Source organism: bacterium, from assembly GCA_026129405.1.
Taxonomy (GTDB): domain Bacteria; phylum Desulfobacterota; class Binatia; order DP-6; family DP-6; genus JAHCID01.
This window is the reverse complement of the sequence record JAHCID010000002.1, coordinates 845,833-863,777: the sequence shown is the minus strand read 5'-3', so window position 1 is coordinate 863,777 and position 17,945 is coordinate 845,833. Positions and strand designations below refer to the sequence as shown.

Below are 17,945 nucleotides of genomic sequence, written 5' to 3'. Positions count from 1 at the left end.
ACCGCTCAGCCGTGCCGGCCGAGGCGCCGCAGCGTGCGCGGCGGGAGCAGCCAGCGCAGCGTCGCACCGCCACCCGGCGCGAGCGCGGTGAGCTCGACCGCGGCGCAGGCACCCTTCTTCAGGGCGATCGCCGCGCCGTCCGGCGACCCGGTGAGGAGCAGCGCGAGCAGCTGCCCGAGGTTGGGCTCGTGACCGACCAGCAGCACGTGGCGGCTGCGTGCGAACAGGCGCAGGGCGCGCAGCGTCTCGGCGGCCGGGACGTCGGGCTCGAGCGCCTCGAGCTCGCGCGGCGCCGGCACGTCCGGGAGGCGGGCAGCCACGATCGCCGCGGTCTCGGCGGCGCGCGCCAGCGGGCTGGTCGCGATCGCGTCGAACGACAGCCCGAGCGCGCGCAGGCCGGCGGTGGCGCGCTCCACGCGCCGGCGCCCGCGCCGCGTGAGGCCGCCGGCTGCGGTCGTCGCCGTCGCCGCGATCCTCGGCGACGCCGTGCCGCATCACGTAGAGCATCATGGCGCGGGAGCCTCGGGCGGCGGTGGCGCCGGCGCGAGCGCCGGGACCCAGGGCTTCGATGCAGCGCGCCGCTTGGTGCCGCGCCGTTCGAAGCGGCGCCAGGCGCCGAGGAAACGCCGGCGGCGGCGCCGGGCGCGCCGCGCGAGCCCGGCGAGGAGCCCGCCGGTCGCGAGCAGGGTGGCCGGCGGGAAGCTCGTGCGCTGGGCGGCGGCGTGCAGCCACGCCGCCTGCATGACGGCGTCCTGGTGGTCGCCGAGGACATCCTGGAGCGTCACCAGCCGCGCCACCACCGGCCCCATCGCCTCGGGATCGAGCCCGGCCAGCGCCTCGCACGCATAGCGCAGCCGCTTCACGCGCACGCGCAGCTCGTGCAGCGCCTCGTCCGACGCCTTCGCGACCGCGTCGCGCGACGCGAGCGCCCTCCCCCGCCGCTCGACGCCGCGGAGCAGCGGGCGCGTGACCGCCGGGGCGACTTCGGCCAGCCGCACCGGCGCACCGCGCGGCCCTGTGGCGCCGAGCTTCTCCGCTCGCGCCAGGAGTCGCCGGACGCGCGGCGTGCCCAGCCGTACGCGCAGCGCCTCGAGGGCACGCACCCGCTCCGCGGCGACGTAGTCGGCGAGCGGCGGCAACGCCCGGCGCGCGGCCGGGTCGAGCCGCTCGGCCCCGGCGGCGATCGCGGCGGCGAGGACGTCGAGGTCGCGAACGCTGCCGATGCCGCGGCCCAGCTCGGCGAAGCCGTCCATCAGTGCGGCGACCGTCGCCGCGGGCAGGAACCGCTCGAAGAGGCGCAAGGCGACGCGGATGCGGCGGGTCGCGACGCGCAGCTGGTGCACTCCCTCGACGTCGCCCGCGTGCGCCGCCTCGGCGTTCGCCGCGAAGCTCGCGAGGTAGAAGGCGACCAGGGCTCGTCCCACGCGGCGGGCATCGTCGTCCGGTCCCGGGGTCGGCGGGCCGGGCTGCGCGGCGTGCCGCCCGCCCATCAGCTACGCCCGCTCAGCGTCCGGCGCGGGCCCGCAAGCGTTCCTCGCCGCGCGCGCGGCTGGCGCGGCGGGCGCGCAGGAGGACCGGGCGATCCAGCAGCCGTCCCAGCAGGTCTGTCCGTCGTTCCGCGGCCCACAGCTCGAGCTCCGCGCGTTCGGCGCCCGCGTCGACCCGGATCACGAGCCGACCCTCGGAGCGCGACACGTCGAGCGAGCTAATCACACCCTGATGGGTCCGGTCGAGAGCGTCGGCGACGCGCAGGAGTGCCGCGAGCCCGCGCACGATACGCCGCCGCGCGGGCGGCAGCACCTCGACCTCCGGATCGGAGAGCCGCGGCGGCTGCTTGCGGTGTCCGCGGGCGACCTGGGCGAGCATCTCGATCTCCACGGGCGAGAATCCGAGCAGCTCGCTGTTCTTGACGATGTAGTAGGTATGCCGCTGGTGGCGGTCGTGCTCGACGGCGCGCCCGACGTCGTGCAGCAGCGCGGCGTACTCGAGCATCTCGCGCGACTCGATGGGCAGCCCGAGGTCGCCGGCGAGCGCGTCGAACAGCTGGCGGGCCAGCACGGCGACGTGCCGCCCGTGCACGTCGGCGCCGACCCAGCGGTGGGCGAGCGCCTCGACCGAGCGCCGCCGAACCCCGGTGGTGCCGGTCCGCGTCTGGCCGCCGACGCCCGCCAGGTCGAGCAGCACCCCCTCGCGCAGCGCCCACGAGCAGGCGACGAGGTCGGGCCCGCCCGCCCGCTGCAGAATGGTGTCGACGAGGACGACCGCCGCCGGCATCAGGTCGATGCGCTTCTGATCCATGCCCGGCAGCTCGGTGCGGTCGGCGGCCGACACCTGGAGCACGCGGCGCCGGATGCGCGCGATCTCGTCCGCGGTCGCGTGCGCGCCGTGGAGGCGCGCCGATTCTTCGCCCCGCGCCGCCAGCGCCATGGCGACGAGCGTATTGATGGTCCCCGACGTGCCCACCGCCTGCACCGCGCCGGCGCGCTTGGCGCGCTCGAGCGCGCCCATCTCGTGCGCGAGGTGGCGCTCGAGACGCTGGACCTGGCCCGCGCTCGGCGGATCCTTCGTGAGGAACGTGTCGGTGAGACGCGCGACGCCGAGCGGCAGGCTTTCCAGCCACAGCGGCTTGCCGTCGTAGGCCAGCGACAGCTCGACGCTGCCGCCGCCGACGTCGACGAGGAGGTGCGGTCCGCCCTCGAGGCCGATGGCGTGCCGCGCCGCCTGGAAGATCAGGCGCGCCTCCTCGAGCCCGGAGATGACCTTGATGGGCATCCCGGTCTCGCGCCGCAGGCGGGCGACGAACGCCGCCCCGTTGCGCGCCTCGCGCACGGCGCTCGTGGCGACGGTGCGCAGGCGCTGCACCTTGCGCGCCCGCGCCAGCCGCCCGAACGTGCGCAGCGCCTTCGAGGCGAGCGTCATGGTCTCGGGTGCGAGGCGACCGGTCGTGAACGCCTTGCGGCCGAGACGGACCATCTCCTTCACGCGGTCGACGACGACGATGCGACCGTCGGGCGTGACGTCGGCGATGACCATGTGCACCGAGTTGGTTCCGAGGTCGATCGCGGCGAGACGCACGCGGCGATGGTACTCCCCGCCGACGGCGAAGTCATGTCGCAGGCGTTGTCTGACGGCGCGCCGGCGCGCATACCACGGCGATGCTCGTGCCGCGCTGGCTGCGCATCGCGTTGTTCGCCACGGCGATCGTGAACCTCGTCGCGGCGGTCGGCTTCCTGCCGGAGGTCGCCGCCGTCCGCCGGCTGGCGCACCTGCCCGTCGACGCCCCGCCGATCTACCTGCGCACCATCGCGGTGTTCGTCCTCCTCTTCGGCACGGGCTACCTGTGGACCGCCGTCACCGGGCTGACGGACCGGCTCTTCGTCGCCCTCGCCGCCGCGGGCAAGCTCAGCTTCGTCGGCGTCACCGCGTGGTGCGTGCGGGACGGCTCGCTGCCGCCGGCCGCGCTGATCGCGGTCAGCCCCGACCTCGGCTTCGGGCTGGCGTTCACCGCCTGGCTGTGGACGACGCGCGCCGCCCCCTGGCCGCACTTCGCGCGCGTGCCGGGGGCACGCTGAGGCCGCGGCGGCATCGCGAGCGGGCGCGCCGCCCGGGGGCTCAGGGGGCGGGCAGCCGCAGCCGTGCCGGGTCGACGGCGAAGGCCGCGCAGCAGTGGGCGACCGCGTCGGCGAGCGCGACGAACCCGGCGCTGTCGCACGCTCCCGCCGCGGCCAGCTCGTCGGCCGCGCCCGTGCTATGGAGGTAGAACGCGAGCGGATCCGGCACGGCGGTCATCCCGAGCGCCGGGCGCACGTACTGGAACTCGAAGAGGTGGCGCACGAGCAGGCGCCAGAACGCGGGCGGCGGATACTCGGGGCGCAGCAGGCGCACGTTGTGCCGCACGTAGGTCTCGCGCTCGGTCGCGTCGAGCAGCGCGCGAGCGACGAGGTTCGCGCGCCAGTCCGGCAGGCGGCGCAGCGTGACCTCGGCCAGCGCGGCGCCGGGCGTTCCGTCGCGGCCCAGCGCCGCCAGGTCCGCGGCGGTCGTGCGGTGCAGCGCCGCCGGCGCCGCGGCGATGGTCGCGTCGAGGGCGTCGGCCAGCGCGGCGCGGCGGGCGTGACGCCGCGGGCGCGAGCGTGCACGGCCAGCCCAGCCGTGTCCGCGAGGTGCGCCCACTCGTGCGCCGCGCGCGCCGCGACCATGGCCCGCGCGTAGGGCAGCGGCGGCCCGTGCAACCGCTCCATGCCGGGCTCGTGGAGGTTGTAGGCGACGAGCCCGCGCGCCGCATGGAGGTAGCCGTAGCCGCGCTGGAGCGCGCCCGCGGCCGACGCCGGCAGCGCCGACGGCTCGACCACCGCCGCCCGGAAGTCGCGCGTCACCCGCGCCACCGCGTCGAGATCGTTGCGCACGGCGGCGACGGCCGCCGCGTCGGCGTCGCGCAGCACGGCGCGCAGCGGGCCGAGGCGGTCGGGCGTCGCCGGGTCCCACACGATGCGCCCGCGCTCGCCGACGACGAGGAGCGGCGGCGCGTCTCCCGCGAGCCAGTCGAGCAGCGCCGCCGTGACGGCCGGGTCGCGCACGCGCCAGCGTCCCTGGAAGGCGGCGACGGTCGACCGTGCGACCGTCGTCCAGCGCGCCACGAGCGCCGGCGGCTCGGTCTCGAGATGCGCCGGCACGAGGAGCCCGGTGCCGGGCACGGGCCGGTGCGCGCCGAGCAGAGCCGGCGGGCGGAGCGTCTCGTGCGCGAGCCGGCGCAGCCACGGCACCGCGTCCGCGGTCGCCCGCACGGCGTCCGCATCGGGGCGCGTGCTGCGCCGTGCGGCGGCCGCGAACGCGGCGCACTCGGCGTCGCTGCGCTCGAGCCACCACGCCGCGGTCTGGACGGCGGCCAGCGTCACCTCCCCCGTCGCCGCCATGCGGTCGCCGAGGGCCAGGAGCCACGCCAGCAGCTCGGGATCGGAGGTGGCCGGGTCGACGTCGGCCTCGTAGAGCAGCCAGGCGCTCGTGTTGAGGAGCTGCGCGTACGGCCGGACGGCGAGCGCGTCGCCGGTGACGACCGCGAGGTGCCGCCGGCGTGGCGGCACCCAGGCGGCGCGCGCCGCGAGCGCCGTGCCGCGGCTCCAGTAGCGCGCGAAGCCGGCGTCGAGGAGGTCGAGCCGGTCCGGGGACCAGCCGGCGCGGGCCTGCGCGAAGGCCCGGAACGCAGGGCTCGTCCCCGCCGCCGAGAGATGCTCGATCGGGACGAGGACGACCCGCGGATCGTGGACGTAGTAGTCGCCCGGCGACGGCGCTACGGCAGGAACCCCAGGTTGAAGTTGGCCGTCTGCCAGTAGTCGGACGCCGGCCCCTCGGTGTCGACCGGGAGGATGTCGGCCGCCACGGCCGCGGGAGGCATGTTCACCCAGCGCGTCAGGATGGTGCCGTAGACGTCGCGGAAGTCCGTCGAGCGGTGCGGCCCGGGCGCCTGGCGATAGACGGTGTTCTCGTTCCAGTCGAGGTTCGCGATGTCCGGGTGATTGCCGTAGACGCCGCCGTTCACGCTGCCGCCGACGACGAACATCGGCCCCTGCGAGCCGTGGTCGGTGCCGTTGTCGTTCTGCGGGATGCGGCGCGCGAACTCGCTCCAGACGAGGAGGCAGACCTTGTGGGCGAGGCCCATGCTGGCGACGTCGTCGTAGAAGATCTTGATCGCCGCGCCGATCTCGGCGAGCAGGCCGAAGTGCTGCCCGGTGGGCTGCGCGGCGCCCTGGTCGGAGTGCGTGTCGTAGCCGCCGTTGGCGAGCGCGAAGAAGCGCGCGCCGATGTTCGGGACGCCCTGCGCGCTGCCGTAGATGATCTTGGCGATCTCGCGCAGGTCGTAGCCGGTGCTGCGGTCGAGGCCGTCGTACTGCGCGCTCCAGCTCGCGCGGTCGGCCTGGTAGAGGTCGTGGAGCTGCGGGTAGCTCTCGCTGCTGACGAGCGTCGCATGCCCGCTGGCGCCGAGATAGGCCTTGCTCGGCAGCGCATCGCCTGCGGCGAGATCCTGGTGGAGCCGGCGGAACGCCTCGCGCTTGGTCGCGGTGTCGTCGTCGAAGTCGTAGTCGTACGGGAAGCCGAAGTCCTCGAGGCGGTCGATGGCGAGCACGCTCGTGCCCGACTGCCGCAGCTCCGGCGCCACCGAGCTGCCGATGGTGACGGCGGGCACCTGCGTGCCGCCGTAGCCGTACGCCGGATGGGCCAGGTGCCGTCCGCCCCAGCCCGTGCCCGTCAGGCCCGGCACCCCGAGCGGGTTCCCCGTCTGCCAGATCACCCGCGACTCCTCGTGCGAGAGGCTGTAGTCGGGGTAGCCGCAGCCCTGGATGACGGCGACCTTGCCGGCGTCGTAGAGCGCCTTCAGGCCGCCGACGCCCGGCCTGCCGCCGAAGCCGGCGAGACCGGGGTGGAGGCCGAGCTGGGCGCCGGTGCCGGGACAGTTGCCGATCGCCGTGGCCGCGAGCGCCGCCGCGGGGACGGCGATGCCGCCGCCGCCCGTGCGACGGTAGCCGTCGTACAGCGTGCGCAGGTTCGCGCTGCCGTTGGAACGCGGGATGACGGTGTTCTGCCCGTCGTTCCCGCCGTCGAGGAAGAGCACGATGAAGTAGCGATCGCCGATGGTGTCGGCCATCGCGCTGCGGACCAGGGGATGGGCGAAGAGGCCCGGGCCGAGCAGCGCGCCGGCCGTCGCGGCGCCGGTGCGCTGCAGGAACTGGCGTCGTGTGACGTTCATGCGAGGCGTCCCCCGTCCGTCAGTGGAGCTGGTAGGCCGGCGACTGCATCACCAGCGCGAAGAGGCCGTTCAGCTTCGTGTTGCGCACGTCCCAGTTCCGCAGGTCGATCGACGGCACGGTGCCGTTCTCGGTGAGATAGTCGACGAAGACCTGGCGCTCGGCCGGGCTCAGCTGGTCGCGCACGCCGAAGAGGTCGGTGACGGCGTCGACGATGGCGCCGGGATCGGTGAGGCCGGTGTTGACGAGACGATCCGTCTTGAGGGCGCCGCCGCCCCACCGCGCCATGATGATGTCGCGCGCGAAGTTGTAGCGGGCGAGCAACGTCGAGCTGCTGACCCAGCTCGTCTCCCAGTCCCAGCCGAAGACGCTCGGCGGGTCCATCAGCGTCTGCCCCATGTTGCCGAGGTGGTCGAAGACGCGGCGGTAGCTGCCGCCCTGGATCACTTGGTAGCGGCCGCGCGGCTTCAGGCCGAGGATGCGCAGCGTGCCGACGACGTAGTCGATCGGCCAGCGCACCGACTTCCGGCTCGCCTCCGTGTACGGCGGGCCGGCGGCGCTGGCGTAGAATTCGTCGTGGCACAGGAGCGAGCGGACGAGACGGCGGATGTCGAAGCTCACGTCGAAGCCCGAGTGCGCGACGATCTGGTCGACGAACGCCAGGCTCGGCTGCGGGTGCGCGAAGTACTCGCAGAGCCGGTAGGCGGTGCGGCGCGCGACCGTGTTCTTGCCCTGCGAGTCGGTGTGCTGGAAGAGGACGTCGACCACCTGGTCGATCTCGGTCGCGCCCTCGGGGCTCGCGAACGACGCGCCGCCGGCGGGAAAGCCCGGGCGCCCCGCGAAGAGCGTCTTCGGCCCGCGCTCGGGGAACTCGGCGGCGTAGTCGTGCCGGTAGTCGTCGAAGCGCGGCTTGTTGCTGCCGTCGTAGGTCCAGCCGGTGAACGCGCGCGCGATCTGCACGATGTCGGCCTGCGTGTAGTTGGGCTGCCCGGCGAGGTCGTAGACGCCCAACGTGAACAGCTCCTGGAGCTCGCGGGCGTAGTTCTCGTTCGGGATGCCCTTGTCGTTCCGGACCGTGTCCAGGAACTCCATCATCGCGGCGTCCTTGTTCATCGCCTTGACGAAGGTCTTCAGGTTGCCGTTGCAGTGCTGATGGAGCAGGCCGACGTAGAGCCCCATCCGCTTCACGTCGATCACCTTCGCGATCGCGACGGCGAAGTGGTCGTGCCAGAAGAGCGCGAGCTTCTCCATGAGCGGGAACTTCGCCTTGAGGATGTACGTGACCCACTTGTCGTGGGCCTGCTCGAAGTAGCTGCCGCCCGGCTTGAAGGCCTTCGCCTTGAAGCCCACCAGGCGGTCGGCCGCGGCGCCGCGGGAGAGCCCCGTGTAGCGGCTCACGTCGCGTGCGAGCGCCCCGAACCCGGTGCGCCGCAGGAGGTGTCGCGCCGCCGCCGCGCCGAGCGTTGCCCCCTCGTTGACCATGTGTCGTCCTCCGGTGCCGTCAGTCGGTGCCCGGCACCCAGCCGTTCGCCGGCGCCCCGGCGGCGATCCACGCGCGCACGATGTCGACGAGATACGCGTCGAGCTTCGGACGACCGTACGGCATGCGGGCGCCGAGGGCCGGATTGCCGCCGAAGTCGCCCGTGATCTTCCGATAGAGGAAGCTCGTGCTCGTCTGCGCGTTGGCCGCGTCGATCCGGCGCCAGCCCATACCCGCCGCCGCGAAGTTGCTCGGGATCACGTTGACGACGTTCGCGTACGCCGACGGCTGCTCGAGGAGCATGTTGCCCGCCTGCGTCTGCGAGTCGTGGCAGCCCGAGAGCGCACAGCTCCGGTTGAAGATCTGGCGCTGGATGCGATCGTACGTACCGGTGAAGAGCACCTGCGGATCGCAGCCCGAGGGCGGCGGGTCGCACATGAGCTTCAGCTTGTCGACGTCCTTGTAGATCTTGCCGAGCTGGAACGTCGACATCGACGTCAGCCGGATCTGCTTCTTGCCGCGCTTGCAGACGGCGCCGGGCAGCGGTCCGGTGAGCGGCACACGGATGCGGGTCGCGAACGTGCACTTGTCGGCGCTCGCCGTCGGCGGCTCGATCTCGTTGTTCGTGCGCTGCTGGAGCGCCTGGAAATCGGGATCGAACTTCGGGTCGCCGTTGTCCTGGGCGTGGTCGACGCGGATCGACTGCACGCCCGCGAGCGTGCACCGGGTCGGGTTGTAGGTGCTGTTCGCGCACAGCGCGACCTCGAACTCGCAGACGCCGTTGACCACGCCGTCCCTGTCGCAGGCCGGGTCGCCGTCGGCGCAGCGGATCATCCTGGGCTTCTTCGCCGGATGGTTGAGCGCTGCGTCGAAGGCGACCAGGCAATCGGTCGTCGCGCTGCCGCCGCCGCCGAACACCACCGCTCCGGCCGGAATCGCGCCGCCGAACAGCGCACTCGCGAGGACGGCCGCGACCGTCCACCCAGAGGCCGACATGGCGCGCCCATACCACGACCCGCGGCTTCCGCGTCAATGAAAAGTCACTGGACATCCGTCCCCGCGACGCGACGACGCCACCACGCCGGCGCGCCGCCCGGCCGAGGCCGCGTCGCGTGAAGAGCCGCGCGCGCGCGGCGACGACACGGGCGGGCACACGTGCCGCGCCCGTCAAGGCCGGCGCACGCGACGCCGCTCGCGCCCCCGCGAAGCGGCGCCGCGGGCTGGCACGTCGCTCGCTCCGCCGGCGGCGAGGGAGGAGACCGACATGCACCTACGCTACGCGCTGCTGGCCCTGCTCGCGCAGGGCGAAGCCCACGGCTACGAGCTGGTGAAGCGCTTCGACCGGCAGCTGGGCCCGCTCTGGCACCCGAACATCGGCCAGGTCTATCAGCTGCTCCACGAGCTCGAGGCGCGCGGCTTCGTCGTCCGCCGCGACGAGCGCTACGGCTGCCGCCTGCGCCGCCTCTTCCGCCTCACTGCCCGCGGCGACCGCGCGCTGCGCACCTGGCTCGCGCGCCGTCCGACCTGGCCGCCGCCGCTGCGCGAGGAGATCTTCGTCCGCTGCCTCGCCGCCGAGCGCGACGGCGCTCCCGCCATCCTCGCCCAGCTCGACCGCCAGGAGAGCGAGTACCGCCGCTACCTCGCCCTCGTCCGCGAGGAAGCTGCCCGCGACGGCGCCGCGCCACTGCGTCGCCTCGCCCGCGAAGCGGCCCTGGCCCACGCGGAGGCCCATCTGCGCTGGCTCGCGCACTGCCGCGAGGTGCTGGGCGGGGCTTCCGCGGCACGCTCGGTCGCGTGATCGCGGTGGCGCGTTCGGGGCGGGGGACGCGGGGGGGGGACGCCGCCCCCCCCCCGAACGCGCCGCCAGCCACACGCCGGGACCGCGGCTCCTCAGTTCTCCCGCGAACGGATGACGAGGTCGTGGATGCTCGCCGGCTGCGGCGTCGTCAGCTGGAAGACGACCGCCCGCGCCACCGCATCGGGCGTCAGCATGGGCGCCTGGCGGTTGAAGACGCCGAGCTCGATCCAGCGTCTCATCGCGTCGGGAAGGACCGCGGGGTCGAAGTCGCGCGCGAAATCGGTGCCGGCGACGTTGTGGATCTCCATGGTCATGACGCGAATGCCCGCCGTCGCCACCTCGGCGCGGAGGCTGCGCGCGAGGGTGAGCAGCGCCGCCTTCGACGCGGCGTAGACGCCGAGATACGGCCACGCCTCTTCGGCCGACGCGGAGCCCATGATGACGACGTCGCCGGCGCCGGCCGGCAGCATGTGGCGCAGGGCCGCGCGGCACGCGCACAGCGTGCCGATCACGTTGGTGTCGAAGATCGTGCGCCACTCGTCGAGCCGGCCGTCGGCGATCGCGCGCACGTAGCCGACGGCGGCGTTGTTGACGAGCGCGTCGAGGCGGCCGTGGCGCGCGACCGCGCCGTCGACGAGGGCGTCGATCGTCTCGGGCCGGCACAGGTCGGTCGGCACGGCGTCGGCCCGGCCGCCGGCGGCGACGATGTCGTCGCGCACGGCGGCGAGCTGCTCGGCGCGGCGGGCGCCGAGGACGACGGTCATGCCGGCCGCCGCCAGCGCGCGCGCGGTGGCGGCGCCGATCCCGGTCGAAGCGCCCGTGACGATGCCCACGCGTCCGGCCAGCGGTCGATCCATCGCGTCCTCTCAGGCGGCGCGCAGCGGCGCGAGCGCGGCGGTGAGCTCGGCCGGCGGCGTCGCCGGTACGAGCGCCGGCTCGTGCTGCCAGCGCCAGGTGGTGGCGGCCCGGACGGCGAGCACGCCGTCGCCGCCGCGCCGCATCTCCTGGTGCACGACGAGGCCGTCGGCGGCGGCCGCACACCAGGTGAGCGTCGCGAGCTCGTCGCCGTGGCGAGCGGCGTCGAGATACTCGAGGTCGCCCGCCACGACGTGCGGCATCGCGCCCGCGGCGACCAGGCGCGCCGCCGGCCAGCCGAGGCCGGCCAGCACCTCGAGCGTCGCCTCGACGAGGAGGTCGAGCCAGGCCGCGTTGTTGACGTGCACGAGCGCGTCGAGGTCGCTCCAGCGCACGCGTTGCACGGTGCGGACGGCGCCCGGCGGCGGCGGCGGCGCGCTCCAGGCGTCGCGCGCGGGGCCGGGCTCGGCGAGGTGGCCGAACCCCTCCTCGATCGCGGCCGGGATGCGTCGCGGCCGCCCGCTCGCGAGATCGACGTAGACCCAGTCGGTGCGCGCCGTGGCGACCGGCACCCCGGCGTCGGTCTGCACCTCGTAGCGGCGATGCGAGCGCACGCGGCGGAAGTCCTCGACCCAGGTGCGCACCGCCAGCACGTCGTCGGCGCGCGCGACGCCGCCGCGCGCGAACGTCGTGCGGCGCACGATCCAGTGGCCGCCGGCGGCGGCGTACCAGGCGGCGTCGAAGCCGGCGTCGGCGCTGGCGTCGATCGCGACCTGCGCGCAGTGGCGCAGGAGGCTCGCCGGGGTCAGCCGCCCGAAGGGGTCGACCTCGTGATGTCGCACACGGACACGCGCGGTGTAGACGTGGGCCACGACGCCGCGGCGTGGTAGCATAGACCTCCGGACGCCGACAGAGCCGCCCATGCCCCCGGCCTTCCCCCTGCCCCTGCGCAACGCCCTCGCCGCCCTCGCGGTCGAGGCGGCGACCGACGACGTCGCGTGCGCCGCGCTCGTCTGGCTGACGGCGCCGCACGCGACGCCGCCAGCCGAGGTCGCGGCGCGGCTCGCCGCCGGCCACCTCGTCGATCCGGGCAGCGCCGCGCTGCTGGACGTCCATGCGCCGTGGGCGGATGCGGTCGCGACCCACGCGCACCGGGCGGCACGCGCCGCCGCCGCCCGCCGCGCGCGGCCCTCGTCGCCCGGCGCCGGTGCCGTCGACCGAGCCCTCGACGATGCCGCCGCGCTCTGGGCCGAGGGTCTGTTCTTCGAGGTCCACGAGGTGCTCGAGGCGGCGTGGCAGCCGCTCACGGGCGACGCGCGACACGGGCTCCAGGGCGTCATCCAGATCGCCGTCGCGTTCCACCACCTGCGCCACGGCAACGCCCGCGGGGCGCGCAATCTGCTGCGCGACGGCAGCGAGCGGCTGCACGGCGCCGCCGATGCCCTGCCCCATCTCGACGCCCCGGCGCTGCTCGCCGGCCTCGGGCCCTGGCAGGTCGCCCTCGAGAGCGGCGCCGAGCCGCCGGCGACGCCCCCCCCGCCCCTCACGCTGCGCTGAGCGGCTACTCAGACCGCGAGCGTGCGCTTCATCGCGGCGACGGTGTCGAGCTGGACGCGAACCGTCTCCAGCTGGGCGATGCCGCGCTCGACCTCGGCGCGCAGCCGCTCGATGTCCTCGAGCGTGACCGGGGCCAGCGCCTCCTCGACGCGCGAGAGCAGCGCCCCGATCCCCCCCATGGAGCCGCCGAGGACGGGGTGGATGCGGCGGTCGATCACGTCGCGGGCGGCGAACAGCCGGGCCGCGCGATGGCGCAGCGCCGGCGTGCCGTCGGGCGCCTGGTCGGTCTCGGCGGCGGGCATGGCGGGCTTCTTCACCACCATCACCACGCGGCGCTCGCCGGCGACCGCGGGGATCGCGGGCCGCGCGACGACGGTGGCGACGCCCTCGTCGGCCGGCGCCACCCGCTCGAACGGACCGAGCGCCCGCACCCAGAAGCGCTCGTACTCGGCCCGACGCTCGGGATCGCGCAGGATCTCGTACGCCTCCTTCACGAGGCGGAAGCGGCCGGCGTCGCCGCCCACGTCGGGGTGGCCGGTCTTGGCGAAGTCGAGCCAGCACTGGCGCAGCGTGTCGGGCGTCGCCAACGGCGGCGCACCGAGCAGCCGGTAGAGGTCGGTACGGCGGCGCTCCTCCATCGAGGCCAGCATGACCGCCGCGCGATCGATGACGTACTCCGGGGTGACGCCCCGCCGGCGCGCCGTGCGGCAGATCTCCCAGTAGCAGCTCGAGGCGCGGCCGCGGGCGACGTCGGCGAGGAGATCGTAGAGGAGCGCGGCCTCGTCGTCGGGCCCGGTGAAGAGCTCTTCGAGGCCGGCGGCGTCGAGTATCCTCGACAGCCCATCCAGCGCCGCGCGCCTGTTCCACATATCTTCGGGTTCGCCCTCGTGCGGGCGCGCTTCTAGCAGAATCGCGGCGACGGCGGAAAGACGCGGCAGACGGAAACACGGCGCAGGTTCCGGTTGAAAACCGCCCCGGCATGGACCAGACTCCGCGCCCGATGTCACCCGCGCGTCGCGCCGCCCTGGTGGCGGCCATGCTCCTCGTTCCGGGTCTGCCGCACCTCGCCGGCGCTCAGGTACCGGCGGCGCAAGACGGGCGCCAGCAGATGCGCGACCGCTTCACCGGCACCAACAAGGCGGCGCAGCAGGCGAAGCTCGACGAGGCCGTGCGCAAGTTCCAGGACGAGGACCTGCCGACGCGGCTCGAAGGCGTCGGCGAGCTCGGCATCGCCGACGACCGCGCGAAGGCGATCGGCTATCTGATGCAGGGTCTCACCGACGACGAGCCGAGCATCCGGCTCAAGTCGATCGACACGCTGGGCAGCATGCGCGCCGAGGAGGCGATTCCGTCGCTCGTGCAGCTGCTCTTCCTGCGCGACACGGACGCCACCACCAAGCGCATCGTCCTCGTCTCCCTGGGCAAGATCGGCAGCGATCGCGCGACCCGCCCGGTGCTCGACTTCCTCGCCCGCGACAACGAGTCGCCGCTGGCCGGCAACGCGATCTTCTCGCTGGGCGAGATCGGCGATCCGATCGCGATCCCGGCGCTCGAGGCGATCGCCGCGCGCGAGACCGCCACGCCGCAGCTCCGTACGCTGGCCGACGCGTCGGTGCGCAAGATCAAGGAACGGCCGGCGCCCGAGGTCATCCCGCCGGCCCTCGTCGCCGAGCGCCGCGGCGGCCAGTCGGGGACGCCCTGAGGCGTCCCGCGACCGCGCGCCACGGCCTATCGTTTTCCCCGGTTCTTGAGGTGCTCGAGCAGCGCCTCGGTGATGAACGAACGCAACAGGCGGTTGTCCTCGAGACATCGCAGCCGAACGCGTCGCCAGAGGTGCTTGGGGACGCGGGCGTTCAGGTTGACGAGCGGCTCGGTGGCGTCCTCGCGTTGCGCCGACGACGAGCGTTGTACCACGGAAGATCCCTCCCGATACCCGTCGGTAGCACGCGTCCCCGGGGTCGAATAGCCCCCTTCGTGGGCAACATGCTTGCGGGAAATTGAGGGGTTCCGGACCGCGTGTTAGGGTCGCGCCGATGTCCGCCGCGCCGCTGCGGCTCACCGTCCGTGAGCACCTCTCGCCCGGCGGCTGGCACGCCCTGCGCCGTCGCGTGCTGCGCGCCGCCGCTGCTCCGGGGGTCGTGCTCGACCTGAGCGGCGTCGAGCGGCTCGACGCGCCGGGCACCGCGCGCCTCCTCCAGCTGGTGGCCGACGGCCGCGCGGCGGGCGTGCCGATCGGCATCGCTCACGCGGCCGAGGAGGTGCGGCGCCGGCTCGCCGAGCTGCCGCCGGTGATCGTCGAGCCCGCCGAGGCTCCGCCCCGCCGCTCCATCCTCGAATGGGTCGGCGGGCTCGCGCTCGACGCTGCCGGCACCGTGCGCGACGTCCTGCTCCTGATCCGCGACGTCCTTCCCGGCCTCGTCCCGTTCGGCGCGCAGGGCATCAAGTGGGACCTGACGATCGCGCAGATGGCCGCGGTCGGCGCGCGCGCCACCGGCATCGTGGTCTTCATCAGCTTCCTCGTCGGCATCGTCCTGGCGCTGAACGGCGCGCTCCAGCTGCGTCAGTTCGGGGCGCAGATCTACATCGCGAACCTGGTCGCGGTGTCGATGGCCCGCGAGATGGGACCGCTCATGACGGCGGTCATCGTCGCCGGCCGCAGCGGCTCGGCGATCGCCGCCGAGCTCGGCGCCATGGTCGTGTCGGAAGAGGTCGACGCGCTGCGCACCATGGGGCTGCGGCCCGCGCGCTTCCTCGTCGTGCCGAAGCTCGTGGCCCTGTGCCTCACGATGCCGCTGCTCTCGGTCCTGTCGACCGCCGCGGGCGTCCTCGGCGGCTACGCCGTCGGCACGCTGACGCTCGACCTGCCGCACGACGCCTACCTCAGCCAGACCGTGAAGGCGCTGTTCACCGAGGACGTGCTGGCCGGGCTGCTGAAGAGCGTCGCGTTCGGCGCCATCATCGGGCTCGTCGGCGCGTACCGCGGGCTGCACGTGCGCGGCGGCCCCGAGGGCGTCGGTCGGGCGACCACCGCCTCGGTCGTGACCGCGATCGTCCTCTGCATCATCGCCAACGCCTGCTTCACCGCCCTCTTCTACCTGGTCGGATGACGATGCCTGCCGCTCCGCCGCTGCTCGAAGTCGAGAACCTGGTCGTCGGCTACGGCGACCGCATCGTCCTCGACGGCGTCAGCCTGCGCCTCACGCGCGGCGAGATCCTCGTCGTCCTCGGGGCGAGCGGCTGCGGCAAGAGCACGCTGCTGCGGGCCATCGTCGCCCTGCTCGAGCCGGCGGCGGGACGCGTGCGCATCGACGGGCGCGACATCCACGCCGCGTCCGACACCGAGCGCGAGACGATCCTGCGCGACGTCGGCATGGCCTTCCAGGCCGCCGCGCTGCTGAACTCGCTCACCGTGGGCGAGAACGTGGCGCTGCCCATCGTGGAGCACTGGCGGCTCGACGAGCCCACCGCCGACATGCTGGCGCGCGTACGCCTCGCACGCGTCGGCCTGGCGCAGGCGGCGCGGCTGATGCCGGCGGAGCTGTCGGGCGGCATGCGCAAGCGCGCCGGCATGGCGCGGGCGCTCGCGCTCGAGCCGTCGCTGCTGCTCGTCGACGAGCCGTCGGCGGGGCTCGATCCGGTCACGGCGCGCGGCATCGACGACCTGATCCTCTCCCTGCGCGACGACGGCATCGGCTGCGTCGTCGTCACGCACGAGCTCGGCAGCATCGAGACCATCGCCGACCGCGCGCTCATGCTGGCCGGCGGCCGGGTCATCGCCGAGGGCACGCTCGACACCGTCCGCCGCAATCCGCACCCCGCCGTGCAGGCCTTCTTCCGGCGCGAGGCGCCGGCGCGCGACGCGGCGGCGAGCCTGCTGGAGAGCCTGGAGCATCCTGCGTGAGACGCACCCGACGCGACCTCGTCCTGACCGGCCTCTTCGTCCTGTTCGCCGGCGCCGTGCTGGCCGGCGGCCTGGCGTGGATCGCCGGCGCGCGCGTCTTCCGCACGGTCGACCGCTACACGGTGCAGTTCGACCGCTCGGTGAGCGGCCTCGCGCCCGGCGCGGTGGTCGAGTTCCAGGGCGTCAACGTCGGCCGTGTCGAACGCCTCCATCTCACCGAAGACCTGCCGCCCAAGGTCGCGGTCGCGATCGCCGTCTCGCCCGGCACGCCGATCCGCACCGACACGCGTGCGGCCCTCGTCGGCTCGCTGGTGACGGGCATCAAGTACGTCCAGCTCGAGGGCGGCCGCGGCGAGCCGCTGCCGCTCGGCAGCACCATCGAGGGCGACGTGGGCTCGCTCGAGGACATCCAGGCCCGGGTCACCGACGTCGCCGACCGTTTCAGCCGCGTCCTCACGAAGCTCGACGACGACGTCTTCACGCCCGACAACAACCAGAAGCTCGGCACCCTCATCGCCGACGTCAGCGCCGTCGCCCGCGAGCTGCGCAACGCGATGGAGGAGTTCCGCGAGCAGGAGACGGGCACGTCGCTCGTGCAGCTCGTGAAGCAGGTGGGTCGCGTCGCCGACCGCCTCGACGGCGTCCTCGCCGGCTTCCAGAGCAAGCAGGGCGACGTGCTGACGAACCTCAACGCGACCATCGAGAACCTGAACGGCGCCGTGACCGACTCGCGCGGCCTGCTGCGCGCGCTGAACACCCAGCTCCAGTCGACCGGCGGGTCGCTCGGCGGCCTGCTCTCGGACTTGACCCGCATCACCGCCCAGCTCGAGGAGACGCTCGACGTGATCCGCTCCGATCCCTCGCTCCTGCTCCGCGGCCGCCGTCCGGACGCCGACACGGTGGGCGAGTGACGCGCCTCCTCGTCGCGCTGGCGCTGGCCGCCGCCCTGGTCTCGGGCTGCTCGCTCGCCCGCGAGACGCCGGCCGTCCGCTACTACGTCCTCGCGCTGGAGCCTGCCGCGCCGACCGCGATGCCGGGCCCCGTCCGCGTCGGCACGTTCACCGCCGATCCCGCCTACGGCTCCGCGCGCATGGCGGTGCGCCCGTCGCCCTACCGCATCGACTACTCGTCGTATCACCGCTGGGCGGCACCGCCGCGCAGCCTCGTCGCCGCGACCGTGCGCGACTACTACGCGCACGTCCCCGACGACGGCCGCACCTACCTCGACGTCGAGGGCCAGGTCCGGCGCCTCGAGACCGTGCGCGACGGCCAGGGCGAGCGCGCAGTGATCGACGTCCAGCTGCGCGCCGTGCGCGGCGGCGAAGTGCTCGTCGATCGCGTCTACGCCGAAGAGGAGCCGCTCGACGGCAAGGGCGCGGACGCTGCCGCCGCGGCGACGAGCCGGGCGCTGGGTCGTGCGCTCGCACGGTTCACGGCCGACGTCGCGGCGACGTCGCGGTAGGATCCCGCGCATCTGCCGCAGCGCTCGATGCGTCCGCGCCGGGCACCCCGGCGGCACCGATCGGGTGCCTAGCAGCGCGGCTCGAGTCATCTTCGAAAGACGTCCCGCTGCCGGATGCACGGCAGCTACGCCCGTTCAGCCTGGAGGACTTCCAC

Annotated in this window: 20 protein-coding genes; 8 read left to right on the top strand and 12 right to left on the bottom strand. The window is 74.2% G+C overall.

What is annotated here, in order from left to right; genetic code table 11:
* Nucleotides 1–5: 5 nt before the first annotated feature.
* From KIT14_12300 to KIT14_12290, 3 genes are all read right to left on the bottom strand, one after another.
* Nucleotides 6–416 carry a histidine phosphatase family protein gene (locus tag KIT14_12300; protein ID MCW5891316.1) on the bottom strand — a complete coding sequence of 137 codons (411 nt, stop codon included), beginning with the start codon at nucleotides 414–416 and terminating at the stop codon, nucleotides 6–8.
* Nucleotides 417–506: 90 nt separating this feature from the next.
* Nucleotides 507–1,424 (bottom strand): CHAD domain-containing protein, encoded by a 918-nt coding sequence (locus KIT14_12295; protein ID MCW5891315.1) that lies wholly within the window; start codon nucleotides 1,422–1,424, stop codon nucleotides 507–509.
* A 79-nt stretch (nucleotides 1,425–1,503) separates the two neighbouring features.
* A complete protein-coding gene (locus KIT14_12290; protein ID MCW5891314.1) occupies nucleotides 1,504–3,075 on the bottom strand; it encodes a Ppx/GppA family phosphatase in 1,572 nt (523 codons plus the stop codon).
* Nucleotides 3,076–3,155: 80 nt separating this feature from the next.
* Here KIT14_12290 and KIT14_12285 point away from each other — a divergent pair, with 80 nt between their 5' ends.
* The gene (locus tag KIT14_12285; GenBank protein MCW5891313.1) at nucleotides 3,156–3,572 is read left to right on the top strand and encodes a hypothetical protein; all 417 of its coding nucleotides are present in this window, start codon (nucleotides 3,156–3,158) and stop codon (nucleotides 3,570–3,572) included.
* 40 nt (nucleotides 3,573–3,612) lie between these two features.
* On the opposite strand, the gene KIT14_12280 is transcribed toward KIT14_12285, so the two are convergent.
* The 5 genes from KIT14_12280 to KIT14_12260 form a co-directional block, all read right to left on the bottom strand.
* The gene (locus tag KIT14_12280) at nucleotides 3,613–3,834 is read right to left on the bottom strand and encodes a hypothetical protein (protein MCW5891312.1); all 222 of its coding nucleotides are present in this window, start codon (nucleotides 3,832–3,834) and stop codon (nucleotides 3,613–3,615) included.
* On the bottom strand, nucleotides 3,786–5,078 hold the full coding sequence (locus KIT14_12275; GenBank protein ID MCW5891311.1) for a hypothetical protein: 1,293 nt from the start codon (nucleotides 5,076–5,078) through the stop codon (nucleotides 3,786–3,788). Before KIT14_12275 ends, KIT14_12280 begins: the two co-directional genes overlap by 49 nt.
* A gap of 206 nt (nucleotides 5,079–5,284) precedes the next feature.
* Complete coding sequence (locus KIT14_12270; GenBank protein MCW5891310.1) at nucleotides 5,285–6,739, bottom strand: DUF1501 domain-containing protein; 1,455 nt, start codon at nucleotides 6,737–6,739, stop codon at nucleotides 5,285–5,287.
* Nucleotides 6,740–6,758: 19 nt separating this feature from the next.
* On the bottom strand, nucleotides 6,759–8,219 hold the full coding sequence (locus KIT14_12265; GenBank protein ID MCW5891309.1) for a DUF1800 domain-containing protein: 1,461 nt from the start codon (nucleotides 8,217–8,219) through the stop codon (nucleotides 6,759–6,761).
* A gap of 19 nt (nucleotides 8,220–8,238) precedes the next feature.
* The gene (locus KIT14_12260; protein MCW5891308.1) at nucleotides 8,239–9,213 is read right to left on the bottom strand and encodes a hypothetical protein; all 975 of its coding nucleotides are present in this window, start codon (nucleotides 9,211–9,213) and stop codon (nucleotides 8,239–8,241) included.
* Nucleotides 9,214–9,481: 268 nt separating this feature from the next.
* Here KIT14_12260 and KIT14_12255 point away from each other — a divergent pair, with 268 nt between their 5' ends.
* Entirely contained in the window at nucleotides 9,482–10,015 is a 534-nt protein-coding gene (locus KIT14_12255) for a PadR family transcriptional regulator (protein ID MCW5891307.1), read from the top strand.
* 92 nt (nucleotides 10,016–10,107) lie between these two features.
* Here KIT14_12255 and KIT14_12250 read toward each other — a convergent pair whose 3' ends face one another.
* Nucleotides 10,108–10,872, bottom strand: a complete 765-nt coding sequence (locus KIT14_12250; GenBank protein ID MCW5891306.1) for an SDR family oxidoreductase — start codon at nucleotides 10,870–10,872, stop codon at nucleotides 10,108–10,110.
* Nucleotides 10,873–10,881: 9 nt separating this feature from the next.
* On the bottom strand, nucleotides 10,882–11,763 hold the full coding sequence (locus tag KIT14_12245; GenBank protein ID MCW5891305.1) for a hypothetical protein: 882 nt from the start codon (nucleotides 11,761–11,763) through the stop codon (nucleotides 10,882–10,884).
* A 28-nt stretch (nucleotides 11,764–11,791) separates the two neighbouring features.
* On the opposite strand from KIT14_12245, the gene KIT14_12240 reads away from it, so the two are divergent.
* Entirely contained in the window at nucleotides 11,792–12,427 is a 636-nt protein-coding gene (locus tag KIT14_12240) for a DUF309 domain-containing protein (GenBank protein ID MCW5891304.1), read from the top strand.
* Nucleotides 12,428–12,435: 8 nt separating this feature from the next.
* Here the strand turns inward: KIT14_12240 and KIT14_12235 are convergent, their stop codons facing one another.
* Nucleotides 12,436–13,065, bottom strand: coding sequence for a J domain-containing protein (locus tag KIT14_12235; protein MCW5891303.1), 630 nt, complete (start codon nucleotides 13,063–13,065; stop codon nucleotides 12,436–12,438).
* 362 nt (nucleotides 13,066–13,427) lie between these two features.
* Between KIT14_12235 and KIT14_12230 the strand changes: the two genes are divergently transcribed.
* A complete protein-coding gene (locus KIT14_12230; protein MCW5891302.1) occupies nucleotides 13,428–14,129 on the top strand; it encodes a HEAT repeat domain-containing protein in 702 nt (233 codons plus the stop codon).
* A 26-nt stretch (nucleotides 14,130–14,155) separates the two neighbouring features.
* On the opposite strand, the gene KIT14_12225 is transcribed toward KIT14_12230, so the two are convergent.
* Nucleotides 14,156–14,341, bottom strand: a complete 186-nt coding sequence (locus tag KIT14_12225) for a hypothetical protein (protein MCW5891301.1) — start codon at nucleotides 14,339–14,341, stop codon at nucleotides 14,156–14,158.
* A 119-nt stretch (nucleotides 14,342–14,460) separates the two neighbouring features.
* Here KIT14_12225 and KIT14_12220 point away from each other — a divergent pair, with 119 nt between their 5' ends.
* From KIT14_12220 to KIT14_12205, 4 genes are read left to right on the top strand one after another with little or no spacing between them, the layout of a single operon-like run.
* Entirely contained in the window at nucleotides 14,461–15,534 is a 1,074-nt protein-coding gene (locus tag KIT14_12220) for an MlaE family lipid ABC transporter permease subunit (GenBank protein ID MCW5891300.1), read from the top strand.
* Nucleotides 15,531–16,328 carry an ATP-binding cassette domain-containing protein gene (locus KIT14_12215; protein MCW5891299.1) on the top strand — a complete coding sequence of 266 codons (798 nt, stop codon included), beginning with the start codon at nucleotides 15,531–15,533 and terminating at the stop codon, nucleotides 16,326–16,328. The genes KIT14_12220 and KIT14_12215 overlap by 4 nt, the downstream gene beginning before the upstream one ends.
* Nucleotides 16,325–17,239, top strand: coding sequence for an MCE family protein (locus KIT14_12210; GenBank protein ID MCW5891298.1), 915 nt, complete (start codon nucleotides 16,325–16,327; stop codon nucleotides 17,237–17,239). Before KIT14_12215 ends, KIT14_12210 begins: the two co-directional genes overlap by 4 nt.
* Nucleotides 17,236–17,790 carry a membrane integrity-associated transporter subunit PqiC gene (locus KIT14_12205; GenBank protein MCW5891297.1) on the top strand — a complete coding sequence of 185 codons (555 nt, stop codon included), beginning with the start codon at nucleotides 17,236–17,238 and terminating at the stop codon, nucleotides 17,788–17,790. Before KIT14_12210 ends, KIT14_12205 begins: the two co-directional genes overlap by 4 nt.
* The last annotated feature ends 155 nt before the right edge of the window (nucleotides 17,791–17,945 follow it).